The organism is Pseudomonas sp. MT3 (assembly GCF_054720805.1).
This window is the reverse complement of the sequence record NZ_JBTVPY010000004.1, coordinates 240,337-261,835: the sequence shown is the minus strand read 5'-3', so window position 1 is coordinate 261,835 and position 21,499 is coordinate 240,337. Positions and strand designations below refer to the sequence as shown.

Genomic DNA, 21,499 nt, shown 5'->3' with positions numbered 1-21,499 from the left:
TCAGCCCTCCTCCGCCAGGTTTCGCCGCCGACGCGGCGTGCCCAGGCGCGAGGCCAGGGCCGCCATGCCGTGGGCCACCAGCAGGGCGAGCAGTGCTGCGCCCAGCGGCAGCCAGAACAGATCGCGCTTGGGCTGGTGGCTAAGGGTTTTCACCCGGTGTGGCGTGATCTGGTCCAGGGTGGTGTAGACCGCTTGCAGCGCATCGCGGTCGTCGGCGCGGAAGAAGCGCCCACCGGTGGCGGAGGCGATGTCCTGCAGGGTCTTCAGGTCCACCTTGGCGTCACCGCTCGCCTCGGGATCGCCGATGCCGATGGTGTGCACCACGATACCCCGATCGCGGGCGATGCTCGCCGCGTGCTCAGGGGTGATGGCGCTACCGGTGTCGTTGCCGTCGGTGAGCAGCACCAGCACCTTCTCCTGCTCCCGGGCCTTGTCCAGCAGCTTCACGGTCAGGCCGATGGCGTCGCCCAGGGCGGTGTTCGGCCCGGCCATGCCGATGCCGACTTCGTCGAGCAGGATGCCGAGGCTGGCGTGGTCCAGGGTCAGCGGCGCCTGCGGATAGGCCCCGGTGCCGAAGACGATCAGGCCGATGCGATCATCCTTGCGCTTGGCGATGAAGTCGCGCACCACGCGTTTCACGGCGGTCAGGCGGTCGACCCTGGTACCATCCGGGGCGCTGTAGTCGGTGGTCTGCATGGACTGCGAAATATCGATGGCGAGCATCAGATCGCGGATCGGCTGCTCCCGCTCGATGGGTTTCTCCACCAGCACCGGCCGCGCGCAGGCGGCCAGGATGAGCGCCCACACCAGCAGGTTCAGCGGCAGTTGCCAGCGTCCGCCGGCAGCGCTGGCGCTGCCTGGCAACTGTCCGGTGGCCTGGCTCATGGCCGCGAAGAAGGGAACGCGCAGCGCGCTGCGCGCCTCGACATAGCGTCCCAGGTAGCGGTAGGCCAGCCAGGGGAATGGCAGCAACAGGAGCAGCCAGGGATAGTCAAACTGCCACACGATGAGCCTCGATCCATTGCCGGCTCGCGTTGAGCAGGACGTTCACGTCATGGGCCTCCAGTGCCTCGATACGGGCTGCCGGGGCGTAGGCCAGGAATGCCAGGCGCTGGGCGAAATCCGCCGGCAGCGGCGCCGTGCCGTGACGTTGGAGGAAGGCCTGCCACGCTGCCCCGTCCAGGCTCGCCGCCACCTCCCCCGCCGGCATCGACAGGGCCACGCGCTTGAGCAACTGCGGCAGTTCACGCAGGGCGGCCAGGCGGCGTTGCGGGTCGTCCAGCGCCAGCACCAGTTGGTCGAGCCGGGCCAGCGCCTCGCGCCGGTAGCGATCGCGGCGCCAGCGCAGGTAGCGCCAGACGCCCCAGGCCAGCAGCATGGCCAACAGGATGAGCGCCAACACCAGCCAGGCCCAGGTCTGCGGCCAGTAGCTGGTCACCGGCGCCGGCAGGGCCAACTCGCGCAACTGGTCGATGCTGGGAACGGCGGCCGCACTCATCGCGGCACCACCGCCAGCCGGCCCAATTCGGCACGCAGCTGGTCGAGGCTGTCGCCTCCGGAGCTGAACATCATCAGCGGTACCTGGCTGCGGCGCAGCAAGGTGGCCACGTCCTTCAGGCGACCGGAGAGAAACTCCCCCAGGGGCCGATGCACCTGGCGCCGCTCCATTTCCAGCTCGACCTGCAGCTCGCCCTGGGTCACCGTCACCCGGCCCCTGTCGGGCAGCTTGAGCGCGATGGGGTCGAATACCTGCAGGGCCAGCACATCGTTGTGGGCACTGAGCTGGCGCAGCAACTGCAAGGTCTGCGCGGAGACGCCGGCGAAGTCGCTGACGATCACGATCAGGTGGTCGTGTCCGGCGATGCCCAGGCACTCCCTCAGCACGCGGTCCAGTTGGCCGGGCGCTTCGTCTTCGCTGCGCGTGGCGTGCAAGGCGTGGTTGTGGTGGACGATGGCCGAGCACAGCGCCTCCACCCGCGCCCGGCTGCGCAACGGCCGCACGTACTCGATGTGATGGTCACCGAACACGATGCCGCCCACCCGGTCGCCGGCATGGAAGGCCATCCAGGCGCCGATGGCGCCCAGTTCGGCGGCGGTCACCGATTTGAAGTTGCGCTGCGAACCGAAGTACATGCTCATGCGCTGGTCGACCAGCAACAGGGTCGGCCGGTCGCGTTCTTCGGTGTAGCTGCGCACGAAGGGTTTGCCGTAGCGCAGGGAGGCCCGCCAGTCCAGGTGGCGCAGGTCGTCGCCGGGGTTGTACTGGCGCAGCTCGTCGAAGCTCAGGCCACGACCGCGCAGGCGCGCGGCATGGTTGCCGGAAAGCACGCTGGAAAGCGGCTGCCGCGAGAGGAAGCTCAGGCCGCGCACGCGATGCTCCAGCAGCATCAACTGCGGCAACGAGGCGTAGACGAAGCCGTCGGCGATGGGGCGTTGCTCCTGCATGGCCCCTCCTCTACGCCGGAACCGCCACTTTATCGAGCAGGCGGTCGAGCACCTGATCGGCGCCCACGCCGTCGGCCACCGCGTCATAGGAAAGCAGCAACCGGTGGCGCAGCACCGGATGGAGCACCGCGCGGACGTCGTCGGGGGAGACGTAGTCGTTCCCGTCGAGCCAGGCATGGGCGCGTGCCACGCGGTCGAGGCTGATGCCGCCGCGCGGGCTGGCGCCGACCCGGATCCAGCGCGCCAGGTCCGCATCGTAGTCGGCGGGCTGGCGCGTGGCGTGGATCAGGTCCATCAGGTAGCGGTCCAGCGGCTCGGAGACGTGCACGCGCCCCACCTCGCGGCGCGCGGCGAAGATCACCTCCTGGGGCAGCAGCTCGGGACGCTCCTGCGCCTCGCCCGTCTGCTGGCGCTGCTCTTCCTCGCGCACCAGGCGCAGGACCTGGGTTTCGTCCTCCACCTTCGGGTAGTCGATGAGCAGTTTCATCAGGAAGCGGTCCATCTGCGCCTCGGGCAACGGGTAGGTGCCTTCCTGCTCGATGGGGTTCTGCGTGGCCAGCACCATGAACAGCCCCGGCATGGCGTGGGTCTGCCCGGCCACGGTGATCTGCCGTTCCTCCATCGCCTCCAGCAGCGCGGCCTGGACCTTGGCCGGCGCGCGGTTGATCTCGTCGGCGAGGATGACGTTGCCGAACAGCGGGCCCGCCTGGAACTTGAGCTGGTTGCCGGATTCGGTCTGCTGGAGGATTTCCCCGCCGGTGATGTCGGAGGGCAGCAGGTCCGGTGTGAACTGGATGCGGCTCATGTGCGCATCCAGGTGAGTGGCAAGCGCCTTGACCGTTCGGGTTTTCGCCAGGCCCGGAAGGCTTTCCAGCAGGACGTGACCGTTGGCCAGCAGGCCCAGCAGGATATGGCGGATACCTTGCTGCTGGCCCAGCACCTGCGATCCGATGCTGGATTCCAGCTTGGCGATCTGCTCACGAGTGTCCACCGCGTTCTTCCTTGTTCGATTATTTTTATCGAGTCGATTCCGCGCGTGCCGGAATCCTGATCGGCACACTCTGCCACGCACTGTGCCGCAGAACGAAGCTTTTCTACTGTAATCCCGATCAGATCACGCCACCCGTACCGCGAGGAATCGAATTCCTACGAAATCGATGTCGCGAAATGAACACGCACCGAAGGTCGCGGACGCTGCAGAGTGGCGCAGCCTTCAGCGGGGTCAATTACCACCCGGCGATGGACTGGCCACGCATGCCGCCTACACTCTTGGGTGGCCGGGCGATCCGGACGCCGGGCAATCCAGACGGCGCACCGACGCCACGCCATTGGGGATCCACAAGGACTGCGCGCTGCATGCACTGGGCGGCGGGGTGAGCTGATGTTTTTGCGGCTACCTGCAACATTTCCATGACAACAAACTGCTATCACTGCCTGACCCCAAGACCTTTAAGGAGCCATACGATGAAGTCGAAGTTTCTGCTGGCCACGCTGTGCGGCGCATCTCTCGCGTTGTCTGGTTGTGCGAGCAAATACGTGGAGCCCGAGAGTTACTCCGGGTTCCTGAAGAACTACAGCATTCTCAAGGAAGACAAGTCACCCACCGGCGCGCCGGTCATGCGCTGGATCGATCCGAGCGTGGACGTGAACCGCTTCAGCAGCGTCTACGTCGAGCCCAGCCAGCTCTATCCGCAGCCGCAGCCCACCGAGAAGATTCCGCAGAACACCCTCACGGGGATCACCAGCTACTACGACCAGGCCCTGAAAACCCAGTTCGCCAAGGCCCTGCCGCTGGCCAGCGCCCCCGCTCCGGGCGTGCTGGTGGTGCGCCCGGCGATTACCGCCGTCAGCGCCTCGACCCAGGGCCTGCAACCCTACGAGGTCATCCCGATCGCCCTGGTGGCCGCCGGCATCAGCACCGCCGCCGGCATCCGCGACCAGGACACCAGCGTCGCCACCGAAGCGGCCTTCCTCGACGGCGGCAGCGGCAAGGTCGTCGCCGAAGTGGTGCGCAAGGGCGCCGGCACGGAGCTGGAGAACTCTTCCCAGGTCATGCAGGCCAAGGACGCCCGCGCCGTGCTCGATGGCTGGGCTTCGGACATGCTCAAGACCTTCCAGTCGCTCAAGAACAAATGATCCGACAGGCCCGGAGCGCGCCGCGCGTCCGGGCTTTGTTTGCACTTTTGTGTCATCCCGCAATACTTGTTTCACCCTACACCCGAGCCCCTGGCAGGAACCAGGGCTTGCAGCGCCCCGTTAGCCCGCAATACCTATCAAGTGTGATCACATGGACAGCATCCGCGGTACCGCCTTCCTTCAGTTTGGCGAATTGCTCTCCGAGCAAGGCGCAACATTGCGCGAGCACCTGGCTCCCCATCACGTCGACCTGGACGTGGTCGGCAACTTCGAGAAGAAGTTTTCCTATAAGAGCCTTGCGCAGATTTTCGAGGGCAGCGCACGCGCCGTCCACATGCCGGAACTGGGCCTGGAGCTGGCGGCACGCCAGGGCTCCTCGCTGCTCGGTCCCCTGCAGCACCTGGCGCGATCGGCGCCGACCGTGGGCGATGGCCTGGTCGCGGTGTTGCGCTACATGCACCTGTACAGCCCCTCCATCCACTACCGCCTCGAACGCCGCCCCGGCAACGTGCTGCTCTATTTCGACAACTCCCTGCCCTGCCCCGAGGCAATCCCGCAGATCGTCGAGAAGTCGCTGCTGCAGGGCAAGCTGCTGGTCTCCGAGCTGATGGGCGCCGCGTTCCGCCCCCGGTCGGTGCTGCTGCGCCATCAACCGCAAGCCGACATCGCCCTCTATCGCCGCTACTTCGGCTGCCCGGTGCTGTTCGGCCAGGAGCACAACGCCCTCGCCCTGTCGCCGATTTCCCTGCAGCATCCCTGCATCCAGCACGATCCGGTGCTGCACTCCATCGTGCGCTTTTACCTGGAAGCCCAGAGCTCGTCGGACGACGACCTGCGCAGCAAGGTGGAACGCCACATCCAGATGCTGCTGCCCAAGTGCCGCTGCAGCCTCCAGCAGGTCGCCCACAACCTGGGCCTGAACCCGAGAACCCTGCAACGGCGACTGGCCAACGACGGCATCGACTTCGAGGGGCACGTCGAACAGATCCGCCGCCAGCAGGCCGAGCATTTGCTGTGCCGCACGACCCTGACCGTGGGCCAGATCGCCCGTGAACTGGGCTACAACCGTACGGCATCGTTCTGCCGCGCGCACCTGCGCTGGTTCGGCATGTCGCCGCTGGAGCACCGCCGGCTGCATGGCAAGCACCCGTTCCACGCTGGCAGCTCGACGGACGACTGAGCGGAACGGAGCGCCGCCGTCGATCGCCGGGGGCGCTCTGCCATGATTCAAGGGATCGCCGCATCCAGCGTCTATCATCAAGGCCAATGGATCCCGGAGCCGCGGACGACAGCATGGCCAACATACTCCTCATCGATCAGCAACCGCTGAGCTCCCTGGGCGTGGAAACTGTCCTGCGCAATGCCGGGCACAGCGTGATCGGCCCCGAGCGGAACGGCCTGGACGGGCTCGCCGCGTTTCGCGCCCGGTCGCCGGACCTGGTCATCCTGGAGCTCGACATCCCCAAGCTGGGCGGCCTCGATGTGATCAAGCGGATCGTGTCCAGGAAGTCCGACACCAAGGTGCTGGTGCTGACCTCGCTGCCCGCCGACGTGTACGAACACCTTTGCCTGGCGACCGGCGCCGCTGGCTTCGTGTCCAAGGACGACGCCCTCGAAACCTTCCTCGACGCCGTGGCCAAGGTGCTGGCCGGACGCACCTATTTCCAGGCCAGGGCCCTGCATCTCGACGCCGGTGCGAACGCCACCGAGGCCGGAGCGGAGCAACTGACGGCGCGGGAGCTCACGGTGCTGCGCTACCTCGCCGACGGCTACCGGGTGAAGCAGATCGCCGGTGAGCTGGCGCTCAGCGACCGCACCGTCAGCACCTACAAGACCCGCCTGCTGGAAAAGACCGGCACCCACTCGCTGGTCGAGCTGCTCCAGGTTGCCGCACAGCGCGGGCTGCTCGACGACAGGCCGGGAATAACGGCGCACGACGCCGTCACGGAAAAAGACACCTCCCGCTTCGCCGACCTCCTCCATCAGGTCCCCTACCCCATCTGCCTGCGCGCGCCGGACGGCCGGATACTCGCAACCAACCAGGCCTTCCTGAGTTATCTCGGTCTGACGCAGGATGAGGTGCTGAATACCTGGCAACGGGATCTTGGGATCATCGACGAGGAACACATCCTGCATGCGCGGGCCACCTTCGAGGACGCCGTCCAGAAGCGCATCCCCTACATGATGCTGGTCCCGATGTATCTCCGTGGCCAGCGGCGGGTGATCCGGCACAGCGGTCACCCGGTGCTGGATGAGAACGGCGAGCTGCTAGGCATGCTCTGTACCTCGGTGGACCTGGACGAGGAAGCGCAGAAGATCCAGGCCCTGCGCAATCAAGTCTCCTATTTCTCCTCGATCCAGAAGCGCCGCGGCATCTACCTGCTGCAGCATGGGGAAGAGGTCGCCAGCCTCATCGCCAGCGCCCGGATGATTCTTCAGGGGCGCCAGAGCCCGGATTACCAGGGCGGCATCGCCGTTCTGCTGGAGCGCGCCCAGGACAATGTGCAGATGGTTTCCGAACTAGTGCGCATGGAGTTGGGCGAGGTTCCGCTGACGCCCTTCCCCGAGAGCCTGAACCAGTTGACCCAGGACTCGCTCAAGGTCCTGCCCGGCGACAGCGTCCCGGCCTGGACACTCATCACCGACCACGCCCAGTCGCGCGGCTGGATCGACCCCTCGCGCTACGCCTACCTGCTCAAGGCCCTGCTGTTGCACATGAAGCATGAGGGTGCTCTGGGCGCCACGGTGCAGGTCGAGTCGTTCGAGCGGGAAGCCGGCCACCTGGACTGGACGCTGAACGTCAAGGGCACCACCGCGCCAATGCACGCGGGAGCCGCGCCCGTCCTCTACCTCGCCCTGGCCGGCAAGCTGTGCGACCTGCTGCACGGCAGCCTGGAGATCGTCCGCGACGACGGCCAGGTCTTCGAGGCAACCGCCACCCTCTCGGTCCCCATCGCATCGACGCAACCTGTCCCCTAGGTTAGGAATCGCACTACAAGGCATTGCCTGAACGCACGCTTACCCGGCTTCGACCCGAGGCGAATCATTTCTCCTAGCTAAACCTAATCAGGAGAAAGCGATGAGCACCCAATCGAAGGCGGAAAAAGGACACCCTTGCTCTCCGCTAACCACCCTCTGCATCGCCATCGCCCTGGCCTCCGCCGGAGCCACCTTCCCGGTGACCTACGTGCTCGCCGACAACCTGCCGCAGGGCGGCCAGGTCGTCGGCGGCCAGGCGACCATCAGCCAGCAGGGCAAAAACATGGACATCAACACGTCCAGCGCCCGCACCGCGATCAACTGGCAGCGCTTCAACGTCGGTCCCGACAACAAGATCACCTTCAACCAGCCTGACGGCAAATCCGTCACCCTCAACCGGGTGATCGGTGCCGATCCGTCGAAGATCTACGGGGCCATTACCTCCAACGGCCAACTGATCCTGGTGAACCCCAACGGCATCATGGTTGGGCCCAAGGCTCACATCTCATCCAGCGCCCTGGTGGCAAGCGCCGGCTTCCTCACCGAGGAGCAGGCCAGGCAGTTTGCCGCGACCGGCAAGCTGGACATCCAGCTCACCGGCCTGGTGACCAACCAGGGGCGCATCACCGTCCACGACAACGGCATGGTCGCGCTGCTCGGCGCCCAGGTGAACAACGCCGGAGTGATCCAGGCCCGCAAAGGCATGGTGCAGCTGGCCACCGGTCCCAGGGCGACCCTCGACTTCCACGGTGACGGCCTGCTCAACATCGCGGTGAACGGCGAACCCGGCGAGCGCGGCAGCGTCAACGGCGACGTCGCCGGCGGCGTACACAACAGCGGCGAGATCGATGTCGGCAACGGCACGATCGCCATGAGCGCCCAGCGCGCGGCCAAGCACCTGGACTCGGTGATCAACGTCGGCGGCAACGTGGTGGCCGATTCGGTCAGCCACGACGGCGGCACCATCGTGCTCGGCAACTCGGCCCGGACCAACGTGACCGGCAACCTCAGCGCCAAAGGCACTAATGGTGGCCAGATCAAGGTGCTGGGCGACGAGGTGAACGTCGCCGGCACCGCCAAGGTCGACGCCAGTGGCACCCAGGGCGCCGGCGGCAAGGTACTGGTGGGCGGCAGCTACCAGGGCCGGGGCCCGGAACAGGCCGCGAAGACCACCAGCGTCGCCCAGGGCGCGCAGCTCAAGGCCGACGGCAAGACCGACGGCGGGCAGGTGGTGGTCTGGAGCGACGGCAAGACCCACTTCGCCGGCAGCGCCAGCGCCCAGGGCGGACAGAAAGGCGGCGTGGTCGAGACCTCCGGCAAGCAGTTGACCATCGCCCCCGAGGCCCGGGTCAGCGCCCACGGCGGCCAGCAGTCGGGCAAGTGGCTGCTGGACCCGGACACCGTGAACATCGAGGCCGAGGGCGGCGCCCCGGGTAGCGACACGATTTCCGCCAGCGCCATCGCCTCAGGCCTGAAGAACAGCGACGTGGAGATCAACGCCAGCCAGCGGATCAACGTCAACTCGGCCATCGTCGCGCCGGATGCGGCGGGCCACACCCTGCGCCTGCTGGCCAACGGCAGCGTAGCGGCGGTCAGCGACTACCAGAACACCGGCAACCCCCTGGCGGACGCCAAGCGCAACGACAGCGGCTCGGTCTACATCAACGCACCGATCCTGCTCAGGGACGGCCACCTGTTCATCCTCGCCACCGGCGATGTGCTGCTCAACGACAACTCCGCCGGCAAGACCGGCGATGCCGCCTACCTGGGCCGCGCGATCATCGACGTCGGCCAGGGCACCGTGTGGATCAAGACCTCCAACAGCGCCTCGGTGATCCAACAGGACAACACCGCGCTGATCGGTGACAAGGTGGCCGTGCAGGGCGCCAGCGTCCTGCTGCAAAGCCCGCTGAACCATGCCGGCACCCTGGCCGGCAAGGCCGGCAACGGCGTCTTCCACTACAACCAGACCTCCAATGGCGAGGTGAACACCGGCAAGGTGGACATCCAGCATGAGGGCCTCACCGAGAGCCTCGACGGGGTCAAGGCGCAGACCATCGAGAAACTCGGCCAGACGACCATCTGGAACCGCGAAGGCGAACAGATCCACACCCTCGGCTACAACGGCCAGAGCTTCGAGTACCTGATCTTCGAAGCCATCGACTACGTCGACAACAAGGGCAATCCGCTCGACATGAGCAACAAGAACTATAGCGCGCTCCCCGACACCGACTACAAGGTCAAGTCCATCAGCTTCATAGACTCGGTCACTGGCGACCGCTGGACCATCAGCTCCAATCCGAATGCCGCCAGCCTGCTCAACGTCCTCAAGAACGGCGTCGCCACCACCGAGCTGCCGCCGGGCTTCAGCCTGAGCGCGGCCCAGGGCGCGGTGGTCTCCGATATCGACGGCTGGGGCGTACTCGGCGGTGCCGGCGACCAGGGCAAGAACCCGCAGGCGCCGGGCATCACCGACAACCGCACCACGGGGAAACGCGACCAACTGCTGGTGGACCTGGGCACCAACAGCACCGAGGCCCAGGCCAACTTCACCAGCATGTGGCACAGCGGCAACGCATACGAGCGCGGGGTCGTGACCTTCCTCGGCAGCCGCGACAACAGTGCCACGGGCGGTGTCCAGCTCAACACGCAGAAGGCGCAGCTCGAAGGCAAGATCGGCGACATCCAGCGCGAGTACGGCGAAACCAATCCCGCACCGCAGCTCGTCGGCGGTCTCACCGCCGGCCCCTCGACTAACAGCCGGGCGGTCAAGGGCGTGGACGATTTCGTCGATCGCCAACTGAACCAGAACCGCTTCGACGCCAGGCTCACCGCCCACACCGACGCGACCGAGCGCTCCAATGTCGGCGACTACAAGCTCGACGGCAAAATCGACACCGACGGCTTCGTCGGCAAGCGCTACGAGGTCGCGGTCACGCCGGGGACGCTGAGCGTCACCCCGGCCGAACTCACCGTGACCGCCAGGGACAAGAGCAAGGTCTACGGCGATGACGATCCGAAACTGGACTATGGCCTCTCCGGCGCCAAACTTGGCCAGACCGGCGATGATTTGCTCAATGGCGGCGCCCTTTCCCGCCGGGCCGGCGAGGATGTCGACGCGTACGGCATCAACCAGGGCCAACTGGCGCTGAACAACGGCCTGGGTGGGAACTACAAGCTGACCTTCGTGGACGGCACGCTGCAGATCACCCCCGCCACTCTCACCGTCAAGGCGGACGACAAGCAGAAAACCTACGGCGACCAGGACCCGACGCTGACCTACCAGGTGTCGGGCCTGAAGCGCGACGACACCCAGGGCCAGCTGTTCAGCGGCGACATCAGCCGCGAGGACGGCGAGAACGTCGGGGATTACGGTATCAACCGGGGCTCTCTGGCGCTCACCGGCGACAAGGCCTCGAACTACATCCTGCAGTATGAAGACGGCATCTTCACCATCACGCGCGCCGAACTCACCGTCACCGCCGATGGCAAGGCCAAGGTCTACGGCGACGCCGACCCGGCGCTGACCTACAAGGTGTCCGGCCTCAAGGGCAACGACACCTCCGCGTCGGTGCTTAATGACGGCACCCTGTCCCGCGCCAGCGGCGAGAACGTGGGGCACTACGGCATAGGCCAGGGCGGGCTCGACCTCAACGGCCAGGCTGGCAGCAACTACATCCTGCGCTATGTGAAGGGCGATTTCGAAATCACACCCGCCACCCTGACCCTCACGGCGGATGGTAAGACCAAGGTCTATGGCGACCTCGACCCGGCGCTGACCTACAAGGTCTCCGGCCTCAAGCTCAACGATACCCAGGAGAAAGTGCTCAATGGCGGTGCCCTCGACCGCACGGCGGGCGAGAACGTCGGCGACTACGGCATCAACCAGGGCTCCCTCGACGTGCTCGGGGAGAACTATGTCCTGAGCTTCCAGGGCAACACCTTCAGTATCACTCCGGCGACCCTGACCGTTCGCGCAGACAGCAAGACCAAGGTATACGGCGACGTCGATCCGACGCTGACCTATCAGGTGTCCGGCCTCAAGCGCAATGACATCCAGGCGCAGGTGCTCAATGACGGCGCCCTCGGCCGCAAGGCAGGCGAGAACGTCGGCGACTATGCCATCGGCCAGGGCGATCTGAAGCTGGCCGGCAACAGCAACTACGTACTGACCTTCGTCGACGGGAACCTGGCGATCACCCCCGCGACCCTGACCGTACAGGCGCAGGACAAGAGCAAGGTCTACGGCGATGCGGACCCGGCGCTCACCCATGTGGTTTCCGGCCTGAAGTTCAACGACAGCGCCGACACGGTGCTCAACGGCGGCCGCCTCGGCCGTGAAGCCGGCGAGGACGTCCGCGCCGGCGGATACGCGATCCACCAGGGCAGCCTGGGGCTGAACAACGGCCAGGGCAGCAACTACGTACTGGCATTCGTCGACGGCAAGCTGACCGTCACCCCCGCCTCGCTGAAGATCAGCGCCGACAACACCGGCAAGGTCTATGGCGACCTCGACCCGAAACTGACTTATCAGGTCAGCGGGCTGAAAGGCAAGGACAGCACTGCCGACGTACTCAATGCAGGGCAACTGGGCCGGCAGACCGGCGAGAACGTCGGCCAGTACGGCATCGGCCAGGGCTCGGTGGGCCTGAACGATGGCAAGGGGCAGAACTACATCCTCAGCTATGAGGCCGGCACCTTCACCATCACGCCCGCCACCCTGCTGGTGCGCGCCGACGACCAGAGCAAGGTCTACGGCGAGATCGACCCGGCGCTCAGCTACAAGGTCTCCGGACTCAAGCGCGGTGACGATCAGGCATCGGCATTGGGTGGCAACCTGGCGCGTCAGGCCGGCGAGGACGTGAAGGCCGGCGGTTACGCCATCGGCCAGGGCGACATGGCGAGCACCAGCCAGAACTACATCCTGCACTATGAAAGCGGCACCTTCACCATCACTCCGGCGTCGCTGCAGATCGATTTCGACAGCCACTCCAAGGTCTACGGCGAAATCGACCCGCACCTGAGCTATCGCATCAGCGGACTGGTCAACGGCGACACCGCACAGGCCGTGCTCAATGGCGGATCGGCCAGTCGGGGCGCCGGCGAGAACGTCGGCACCTACGGCATCGGCCAGGGCAGCCTCGGGTTGAACGATGGCAAGGGCGGCAATTACATCCTGACCTTCAGGGATGGCCAGCTGGCGATCACTCCCGCCGAACTGACCGTGACCGCCGACCACAAAACCAAGGTCTATGGCGATCTCGATCCCAAGCTGACCTACTCGGTCGCAGGCCTGAAACGCGGCGACAGCGCCAGCAGCGTGGTCAGCGGCGACCTCGCGCGGACCTCCGGCGAGAATGTGAAGGACGGCGGCTACGCCATCACCCAGGGCAACGTGGCGCTGAGCAGCGGCAACTACCGCATGGTGTTCAAGGACGGCAACCTGCAGGTCACCCCGGCACAACTGGTGGTGAGCGCGGACAACAAGACCAAGGCCGTTGGCCAGGCCGACCCGGCCCTGACCTACCAGGTGAACGGGCTGAAGAACGGCGACAGCGCCGGCGTGGTGAAAGGCTCGCTGAGCCGGGAACCCGGCGAGGCCGCCGGCACCTACGACATAGGACAGGGCCAGGCCTTCGAGGCCGGCAGCAACTACACCGTGGTCTTCCGCGATGGCGCCATGACCATCACCGGTCCGCTGGCGCCGCCGGACCCGGCCATGCCGCTCGGCCCGCTGCCCGTCACCGCGCAATCCCCCGGCAACACCCGTTGCACGGCCCTGGAATCGCCTTCGGCGGCCTCGGCCAACTACACGGTGTCCCCGGCGGTGGCCCGCACCTACGCCGTGCAACTGATCTGCAAACCCCGCGCTTATGGCGACAAGACCAGCACCACGCCAGACATCCGCGACGTGCTCAGTTACGCCAACAGCCTCATCAAGGACGGCAAGTTCATCGTCCCGGACTGGAACCGCAGCGTGATCCCTCACGACCTGAAGGTTCCGAACAAGGGAGGTAAATAGTCATGAAAACCCATCCCTCTACCCTTACGCGTCTCGCCACGGCGGTCCTCTCCGGCCTGTTGCTGCTGGGCTCCCAGGCCCAGGCCGCCCCGCTGGGGCAGCTCGACCCCGGTCGCGTGGAAGTGCCGGACCGCACCGGCGTGCGCACCTCGCCCACCCAGATGCCCGGCACCCTGGAACTGCCGGAAACCGTGATCACCCCCGAGCTGCAACCCGAGCCTCGGGAACTGGAGGCGCTGCCGAGCACGCGCTTCCTGGTCAACAAGGTCACCCTCGAAGGCGCCACCAGCTATCCGCCCGGCACTTTCGACGCGGTACTCAAGCGCCTGGAAGGCCACCGGGTGACCCTGGGCGAAATCCAGGCGGTGACCGACACCATCACCCAGCGTTACCGCAAGGCCGGCTTCCTGCTGGCCAGGACCTACGTCCCGCAGCAGCGGCTCGAAGGCGGCAAGCTGGTGCTGCGGGTGTTCGAAGGCAAGGTCAATGACGTGAGCTTCCAGGGCCCGACCAACAAGGCCCTGGAACGCTACGCCGACAACATCAGGAAAGAGACGCCGCCGACCAGCAAGACCATCGAGCGCAACCTCCTTTTGATGAACGATGTGTCGGGCAACGACAGCCGGGGGACGCTGCAGGCCTCCCCGGTCGAGAACGGCACCGACCTCGCCGTCGAGAACACCCTGCGCAAGTACGAAGGCTTCTTCGGCTTCGACAACCGCGACAGCCGCTATTTCGGCCCCTGGCAGGTCTATGGTGGTGTCGGCGTCAACGACCTCACCGGCCACGGCGACCATCTGGGCATCCGCGCCGGCCAGTCCATCGAAGGCGACAAGATGACCTTCTTCGAGGGCCAGTACGAGCTGCCGGTGGGCAGCAAAGGCGATGTGGTGAGCTTCCTCGCCCAACACAACGATGGCCATGCCGATACCTACTCGTTCCTCAACGCCAACAGCTCCGGCGACACCTTCGCGGTACGCATCACCCGACCGTGGATTCGCCAGCGCGACCAGACGTTCAAGACCTCGGCCGCCTTCACCTACTACAACGGCACCTCCGAGTACCTGGACGACAAGAACCTGCCGCCCTCCAGCGAAGACCGTATCCGCGCGATCCGCCTGGGCGCCAGCTATGACTGGTTCGACAGTTTCGGCGGCAAGAACCTGGTCAAGGCCGAACTGAGCAAGGGCCTGGCCATCATGGGCTCAAGCAGCGAGAGCCGCGCCAACCCGTCCCGCGAGGGCGGCGAGACCGACTTCAGCAAGCTCCAGGTCGACGCCCAGCGCCTGCAGGATCTGTCCAGACTCATGGACGGCCTGAACCTCTACGTCGCCGGCACCGCGCAGACCGCCTTCGGCCAGCGGCTGCTCTCGCCCGAGCAGTTCGGCGTCGGCGGCAGTGAGTTCGGCCGTGGCTACGATCCGTCCGAGATCACCGGCGACAGCGGTTTCGCGGTCAAGACCGAGCTGCAGTACAACCGCATCCACACCTGGAGGGACTACGCGATTCCGACCCAGTACTACACCTACTGGGACTTCGGCAAAGTCTGGAGCAAGGATCCCTCCTGGGTCAGCTCGGAAAGCCTGTCCTCCACCGGGTTCGGCGCCCACTACAACGTCTACCAGGACACCTACGTCTCGCCGGAAGTCGCCTTCCCGCTGACGCGCTCGGTATCCGCCAAGGAGATCGACGACGACAACGGCAAGGCTCCGCGCTTCTACATCAACTTCCTGAAGCTGTTCTGAGGACCGGGGACAATGCCATGAGACCGCCACTCGACCCTCTCCGTACGATCCGCAGCGCCTCCTTCAACAGCGATGTCGCGGCCGAACTGCTGCTGGAGTTGCAGCACCGCTACCTGCCGCCGCCCGATCTCACCGCCCGCATCGCCGACGTAGTGCAGCACATGGATAACGATGCGCGGGCGCTGGAGGCACTCTTTCAGTCCATCGTCCGGCGGGAACTGCTGCTGATCCGCGAGCAATAGCGGCGCTAAGGGACGGTGACAGCGGCGGGCCCGTTCCTCCCGGCTCACCGTCCCGGCAGGGCGTCCTGGTTCAAGGGGCAGGACGCCGCCCGCCGCCGGCATCGGCGGCGAACTCCAGCTTACCCCCTGCCCGAACACGGCTGCAGCGCTACCGTCCACCTGCTGCTGAACCTGGCCGGCCGCTAGCCTTGGCGGGCCCGTGGCGGTCTCCGAAGCACGGCGGCCTGCGTCCCCTGATAGCCACCTGGCTCGCGACACTGCCGTGGCAGAACTGTCGTACAGCGGCTATCGCTGCGCATGACTCGTCCCAGGACAAGTCTGAAGTCGTTTCTTTTCGCGACACCCGATTTTCGGCAATTGAAAAGAAAAGCCCCGGAATAACGGCATTTCGTCTGGAAATCGCGCGAAATCAGGAGTCGGAAAAAGTTCTCTTTGCAAACCAGGGGCTGTCACCAAATGCGCATCCTCAGCCAATTCCACTTGTACATCTTCCCTTAACGCCTAGGCTCTCGCTCACCGTTGGCTAGCTGCGCCGGCTGGGCTTTCATTTCGCAAGCCCCGACGCAGGGCCTCCGAGCAGATAACAAGCAGCAGAGGATGCTCGATGAAGGGCAACAAGATTCACCCCACACGGATCGCTTGCGCGGCGTCCCTGACATCCCTGTGTGGACTGTTTGCCGGGAATGTCGTCGCTGGGGGCATCATGATCTACGAGGCCGGTCAGGAAGGCAGTGGCCTGGCCAACGCCGGCTCCGCCGCGCTGGCCACCGACCCGAGCGTGTTGATGAGCAACCCGGCGGGTATCGCTGAACTGACCGGAACGCAGGTCAGCGCCAACGCGCAGGTCATCCTTGGCGACATTCAGTTCTCTCGCGACGGCAACAACCAGTTCAGCGGCAACGAAGGCGGCAATGCCCTGCAATGGCTGCCCGGCGCCAGCCTGTTCATCAGCCACCGGATCGACGACCGCTCGGCGATCGGCTTTGGCATGTACGGCAACTTCGGCCTGGCGCTGAACTATGACGATGACTGGGCGGGCCGCTATTTCACCCAGGAAGCGGCGGTCATCGGGGTATCCCTTCAACCCACCTTCGCCCACAAGTTCACCGACGACCTGTCCATTGGCATCGGTCCGCGCATCGTCTACGGCTATTACCGCAACGAGATGGCCATCGACAACAACCTGCTCGGCCTGCGGGACCGTCCGGATGGCCAGCTCGAATACAAGGACACCGACACCGGCGTCGGCGTCAACCTCGGGCTCCTCTACCACCTCGACGAGCGCACCCGGATCGGCCTCGCCTACACCAGCAAGGTGAAGCTGGAGTTCGAGGACAGCCCCGACGTGCGCAACGTCAGCAACCCGATCATCAATGCCGCCCTGAACCGCCTCGATGTCGACTCCCTCGAACTGGACATGAACGTGCCGCAGACCGTGCTGTTGAGCGTGGCCCACCAGCTCGATCCGCGCTGGAAACTGCTCGGCAGCCTGGGTTGGCAGGACTGGAGCGACTTCGGCGAGTTCGGTGTGGAAGTGGACGCCAATGCCGGGGGTGTCGAGCGCACCGTCGACCGTCAGTACAAGGACACCTGGCACGCCTCCGTCGGCGCGCAGTACCAGGCTACGCCGCGACTGCGCTGGAACATGGGCCTGGGCTACGACAGCTCGGCGGTCGACGACAAGGACCGCACCGTCGACAACCCGATGGCCGAGAGCTGGCGCCTGGCGACCGGGGTGAACTACCAGCTCGACGAGGGCCTGGACCTCCACCTGGCCTACACGCTGGTCTGGCTCGGCGACATGGACGACGAACAGACCAAGGCGCGCTCGGGCACCACCCTGTCGGGCACTTACCACAACGCGGCCCTGCACATCATCGGCGGCGGCGCGACCTGGCGCTTCTAAGGCCCGGCCGATGACGACGCCTATTGCGACACCACCCCCATTGAACACGCACTCATCCAAAAGGAACCCTGTGATGAACTGGAAGCTGTTGGCGTTACCGCTGTGCCTGGCCACTCTGACCCTGGCCGGCTGTGCCAGCAAGTATGTCGAGCCCGAGAAATACTCCTGCTTCCTCAAGGACTACAGCGTCCTCAAGGAAGAAAAATCGCCGTCCGGCGCGCCGGTCATGCGCTGGATCGATCCGAGCGTGGACGTGAGCCGCTTCAGCAGCGTCTACGTCGAGCCCAGCCAGCTCTATCCGCAGCCGCAGCCCACCGAGAAGATTCCGCAGAGCACCCTCACGGGGATCACCAGCTACTACGACCAGGCCCTGAAAACCCAGTTCGCCAAGGCCCTGCCGCTGGCCAGCGCCCCCGGTCCGGGCGTGCTGGTGGTGCGCCCGGCGATTACCGCCGTCAGCGCCTCGACCCAGGGCCTGCAACCCTACGAGGTCATCCCGATCGCCCTGGTGGCCGCCGGCATCAGCACCGCCGCCGGCATCCGCGACCAGGACACCAGCGTCGCCACCGAAGCGGCCTTCCTCGACGGCGGCAGCGGCAAGGTCGTCGCCGAAGTGGTGCGCAAGGGCGCCGGCACGGAGCTGGAGAACTCTTCCCAGGTCATGCAGGCCACGGACGCCCGCGCCGTGCTCGATGGCTGGGCCTTGGACATGCTGAAGTCCTACCAGGGCCTGAAAGGCAAGTAATCCCCGCCGCGCACATCAGCGCTCCTGATAACGCAAAAGCCCGCGACATGCGGGCTTTCTGTATGGTACGAACGCGACGGGCGATCAGTCGCGGTGCTTGTGCTTATGCTTGTAACGGGACTTGTGGTTGTCGTGGTGGTCATCGTCGTCGGCCAGGTTGTTGCCGATGGCGCTGCCCGCCGCGCCGCCCAGGCCAGCGCCGATGGCGCCGCCGGTGGAGCCGCCCACCTTGTTGCCGACCACCTGGCCACCCGCCGCGCCGAGGCCGCCGCCGATGGCCGCTTCAGTCTTCTTGCCGTCCTTCGCGCTCATCGCGCCACCGGCCGCGCCGCCGACGCCGGCACCGATCGCCGCGCCCGTGCTGCCGCCGACGGCCTGTCCGACTACGCTGCCGAGGGCGCCGCCAACGCCACCGCCGACTGCCGTGTTGGTGGTTTCGTCAGCAATGGCGTACTGCGCCGCAAGAATGCTGAAAGCAAGTGCAGAGAGTGATTTACGCATCATTCGGACCTCAAAACGGAAGCAAGACCGCAAGTCTGTAGTATCCGCAGCCAGCGAACAACGCAAGTCCGGGGGTTCATGGACTTGAATCAAGGGTGCGCGGATTAGCCTGGCCGCCTATCGCTCAATCGCCTTGCGGGTGGTTACTTCACCAGCCCCAGTTCCTTGGCGCGCAGGATGGCCTGGGTACGGCGCGCCACGCCCAACTTCGTGTTGATGCTCTGCGCATGGCTCTTGACGGTGTGCAGCGAGATGAACAACTGCTCGGCGATCTCATGGTTGGACAGCCCCTGGGCGATCATCTTCAGCACGGCCAGCTCCCGCCGGCTGAGCAGCACCGCGGCGGACTGCCGGGCGTCCGCGCTCAGGGTTTCCCGTCCCCAGCGGATCAGGCCGGGATTCCGAAGGCTGCAGCCGTGCTCCGCGCTGGCCATGCCGATCTGCCGCGAGAGCGTCATGGCATCGAGCAGCGCACGCTGCGCCGTGCTTTTCTGGCCCTTCGCGTAGCAGGCCTCGGCAAGGCCGAACCAGAGCTCCACGGCGAGCGCGCGCCGGCCCTCGTCCAGGGCTTCCTGCAGCATCTCCTCGAACGCCGGGATCATGTCCTCGCCCGCCGCCAGGCGAGCCAGCGCCAGCGCCAGTTGCAGGCGTTGCACCAGTTCGGGATTGCCATAGGGCGGCCGGTGCCGCTCGGGGCCGGTGTACTGCATCAGGCAGCTCTCCAGCGAACTGCGCGCCCGCTCGAACTGCCCTTCCTGGATCCACAGGCGGGCGTAGCCCAACAGGAGCAGGCCCTGGTACAGCGGTTCAGTGATGTTGCGGAACTGTAGCAGGCGCTCGGCGTCGGCCAGGCGTAGCTGCGCCTGCGTCAGCGAATTGCCCATCGCATCCAGTTCGGCCAACCCGATGTAGCCCCAGCAGGCGGCGGGATCCTCGCACTCCAGGCATTCCTGCAGTCCTGCCTCGTAATGTTCGCGCGCGCTCTCGTAGTGTCCCAGGCGCATGAGGATCACCGCCAGGCGCAGCCGTGTCCGGCCCCGCAAGGGATTGGCCTCGCCCTTCCATTCCGCCTGGAGTTCCTGGTGCAGCCGCTCGACCAGCCGGAGCGCATCCTGGAGCTCGCCGCACATTTCCATGAACTGCACCTGCTGCAGCAGGAGCAACGCTTCCAGCACCCGGCTGCCGTGCCGGCGCGCCAGCTTGATGGCATCGCGATGAAGCTCGCGGGCCTTGTCGATCCGGCCGTCGACCAGTTCCAGCTCGATCAGCGCGGACAGCAGGAGCACCTGCTGCGCCCAGGCGGACTCCGGGAGGTGCTCGAGGGCTTCGACCAGGTGCGGCGCGTCCACCCGGCCCCGGTGGTATTCCAGCTTGCCGAGCAGCGCCTGGCACTGCCCCAGCAGCTCGCGCTGGCGCTGTGCGCTGGGCTGCGGCAGAAAGCGTTGCAGTTGTGCAATGCACAGCTCGCCTTCCTCCAGCCGGCCACAGATGATCAGGGCCCAGGCGTTGAGGATCAGCAGGCGCGGCGTGCTGGCGAGCAGCTCGGCCGGCAGTTCGTTGCGCCACTGCAGCATCCGGGCCATCTGGCTGCCCTGCAGCAGGCGGTCCTTGCTGAAATGCTGCAGCAGGTTGGCGGCCACGTCCGGCTGGTCCGCCAGGAGCGCGTAGTCGATGGCCTGGCGAACCTGTCCCCGTCCCGCGGCCCACTGGCAGGCATGGCGAAACAGGCTGCGCTTGATGCGCTCCGAGACATCGGCGGCCAGCAGCGAGGCCACCGCCGGCTGGACGCGAAACAGTCCCGCATCGCCATCCAGGGTCTCGATGAACACGCCCGCTGCCACCAGGCGGTCGAGCAGTTGCGCACCCTCGCCGACACCGAGCAGGTGCTCGCACAACGAGGCATCGAACTCCCGCAGGCAGGACAGCCTGTGCAACGCATCGCGCAGTTCCCCGGGGAGCTCCGCCAGTACCTCGCGTTCGAGATAACGGCGCACCAGGGCGTTGCCCTGCTGCGCGTCCGATTGCGCCAGCTCGCGGCCGTACAGGCGCAGGCGGACGCCGGCGAACCATCCGCCGGTCTGCGCCATCAGCGCCTCCGCGGTGGCGGCGGGCGCGTCGCCGTAGAGGTTGCGGAGCAGCTCGTCCAGCTCGGAAGACGTCATCGCCAGATCGCCGGGGCCGATCTCGAAGAGGTCCCCTTCGAGCAGCAGGCGCTCCAGCTTGCAGGCCGGACGACGGCGGCTGGCGACCCACCAGTGGACATTCGGCGAGCAGGCCTGCATCAGGCGGTCGAGCAGTGGGTCGAGGGTTTCGTCGGGCGCGCGCGGGAGATCGTCGAGCATGATCCACAACGGGCTGTCCTGATGCGCCAGGAAAGCCTGGACCGCACGCTCGTCGCTGTCTTGCAGGCCGAGAGCCGAGGCCAGCATGCGCAGCAGCGAAGGTCCGTCGATGGCGCGTCCGTTGAGGTCCAGCCAGTGCAGGCGAGTGCCCACCGGACAGGCCTGCGCGCATTCGCGCAGCAGGACGCTCTTTCCGCTGCCGGCAGGAGCCCAGATCAGGCGCAGGCGACAGGTGGTGGCGAGCAGGGCATGACTCAGGCGTGGGCGTGGCAGGAACCCCGAAGGCAACGCAGGTGTTCGGCTCGGGCCGCTGTATCGTTTCGCCGTGGACATGGCACTACTCATTGGATTCCGGGACTGCAAAGGAATCAATGGTACGGTCAGCCCCCCCAAATTGCACCCGAATTACCGGAGGCCGGGATCAAAAAGGGGCGGC

General features: G+C 66.1%; 14 protein-coding genes. 8 read left to right on the top strand and 6 right to left on the bottom strand.

The window, feature by feature from the left end:
* The 4 genes from ACYCAX_RS06375 to ACYCAX_RS06360 are packed head-to-tail and all read right to left on the bottom strand — an operon-like array spanning position 1 to position 3,436.
* Positions 1-1,005, bottom strand: a complete 1,005-nt coding sequence (locus ACYCAX_RS06375; RefSeq protein WP_460247619.1) for a vWA domain-containing protein — start codon at positions 1,003-1,005, stop codon at positions 1-3.
* Positions 992-1,498, bottom strand: a complete 507-nt coding sequence (locus ACYCAX_RS06370) for a DUF4381 domain-containing protein (protein ID WP_460247618.1) — start codon at positions 1,496-1,498, stop codon at positions 992-994. The genes ACYCAX_RS06375 and ACYCAX_RS06370 overlap by 14 nt, the downstream gene beginning before the upstream one ends.
* Complete coding sequence (locus tag ACYCAX_RS06365; RefSeq protein WP_460247617.1) at positions 1,495-2,445, bottom strand: DUF58 domain-containing protein; 951 nt, start codon at positions 2,443-2,445, stop codon at positions 1,495-1,497. Before ACYCAX_RS06365 ends, ACYCAX_RS06370 begins: the two co-directional genes overlap by 4 nt.
* Positions 2,446-2,455: 10 nt before the next feature.
* Entirely contained in the window at positions 2,456-3,436 is a 981-nt protein-coding gene (locus ACYCAX_RS06360) for an AAA family ATPase (RefSeq protein WP_460247616.1), read from the bottom strand.
* A gap of 473 nt (positions 3,437-3,909) precedes the next feature.
* On the opposite strand from ACYCAX_RS06360, the gene ACYCAX_RS06355 reads away from it, so the two are divergent.
* The 8 genes from ACYCAX_RS06355 to ACYCAX_RS06320 all read left to right on the top strand — a co-directional run bounded on the left by ACYCAX_RS06355 (position 3,910) and on the right by ACYCAX_RS06320 (position 18,220).
* Positions 3,910-4,581, top strand: a complete 672-nt coding sequence (locus ACYCAX_RS06355) for a DUF3313 domain-containing protein (protein WP_460247615.1) — start codon at positions 3,910-3,912, stop codon at positions 4,579-4,581.
* A 151-nt stretch (positions 4,582-4,732) separates the two neighbouring features.
* Positions 4,733-5,761: an AraC family transcriptional regulator gene (locus ACYCAX_RS06350; RefSeq protein WP_460247614.1), complete on the top strand. Its 1,029-nt coding sequence runs from the start codon at positions 4,733-4,735 to the stop codon at positions 5,759-5,761.
* A 113-nt stretch (positions 5,762-5,874) separates the two neighbouring features.
* On the top strand, positions 5,875-7,560 hold the full coding sequence (locus ACYCAX_RS06345) for a LuxR C-terminal-related transcriptional regulator (RefSeq protein WP_460247613.1): 1,686 nt from the start codon (positions 5,875-5,877) through the stop codon (positions 7,558-7,560).
* A 100-nt stretch (positions 7,561-7,660) separates the two neighbouring features.
* Complete coding sequence (locus tag ACYCAX_RS06340; protein ID WP_460247612.1) at positions 7,661-13,582, top strand: MBG domain-containing protein; 5,922 nt, start codon at positions 7,661-7,663, stop codon at positions 13,580-13,582.
* Positions 13,583-13,584: 2 nt separating this feature from the next.
* Positions 13,585-15,327: a ShlB/FhaC/HecB family hemolysin secretion/activation protein gene (locus ACYCAX_RS06335; RefSeq protein ID WP_460247611.1), complete on the top strand. Its 1,743-nt coding sequence runs from the start codon at positions 13,585-13,587 to the stop codon at positions 15,325-15,327.
* Positions 15,328-15,344: 17 nt separating this feature from the next.
* Complete coding sequence (locus ACYCAX_RS06330) at positions 15,345-15,569, top strand: hypothetical protein (protein WP_460247610.1); 225 nt, start codon at positions 15,345-15,347, stop codon at positions 15,567-15,569.
* Between the two features lie 604 nt (positions 15,570-16,173).
* Positions 16,174-17,475, top strand: a complete 1,302-nt coding sequence (locus tag ACYCAX_RS06325) for an OmpP1/FadL family transporter (RefSeq protein WP_041711951.1) — start codon at positions 16,174-16,176, stop codon at positions 17,473-17,475.
* Between the two features lie 73 nt (positions 17,476-17,548).
* The gene (locus ACYCAX_RS06320) at positions 17,549-18,220 is read left to right on the top strand and encodes a DUF3313 domain-containing protein (protein ID WP_460247609.1); all 672 of its coding nucleotides are present in this window, start codon (positions 17,549-17,551) and stop codon (positions 18,218-18,220) included.
* Positions 18,221-18,304: 84 nt separating this feature from the next.
* Here ACYCAX_RS06320 and ACYCAX_RS06315 read toward each other — a convergent pair whose 3' ends face one another.
* Positions 18,305-18,721 carry a glycine zipper domain-containing protein gene (locus ACYCAX_RS06315; RefSeq protein ID WP_041712582.1) on the bottom strand — a complete coding sequence of 139 codons (417 nt, stop codon included), beginning with the start codon at positions 18,719-18,721 and terminating at the stop codon, positions 18,305-18,307.
* Positions 18,722-18,864: 143 nt separating this feature from the next.
* Positions 18,865-21,396, bottom strand: coding sequence for a LuxR C-terminal-related transcriptional regulator (locus ACYCAX_RS06310; RefSeq protein ID WP_460247608.1), 2,532 nt, complete (start codon positions 21,394-21,396; stop codon positions 18,865-18,867).
* Positions 21,397-21,499 lie beyond the last annotated feature (103 nt).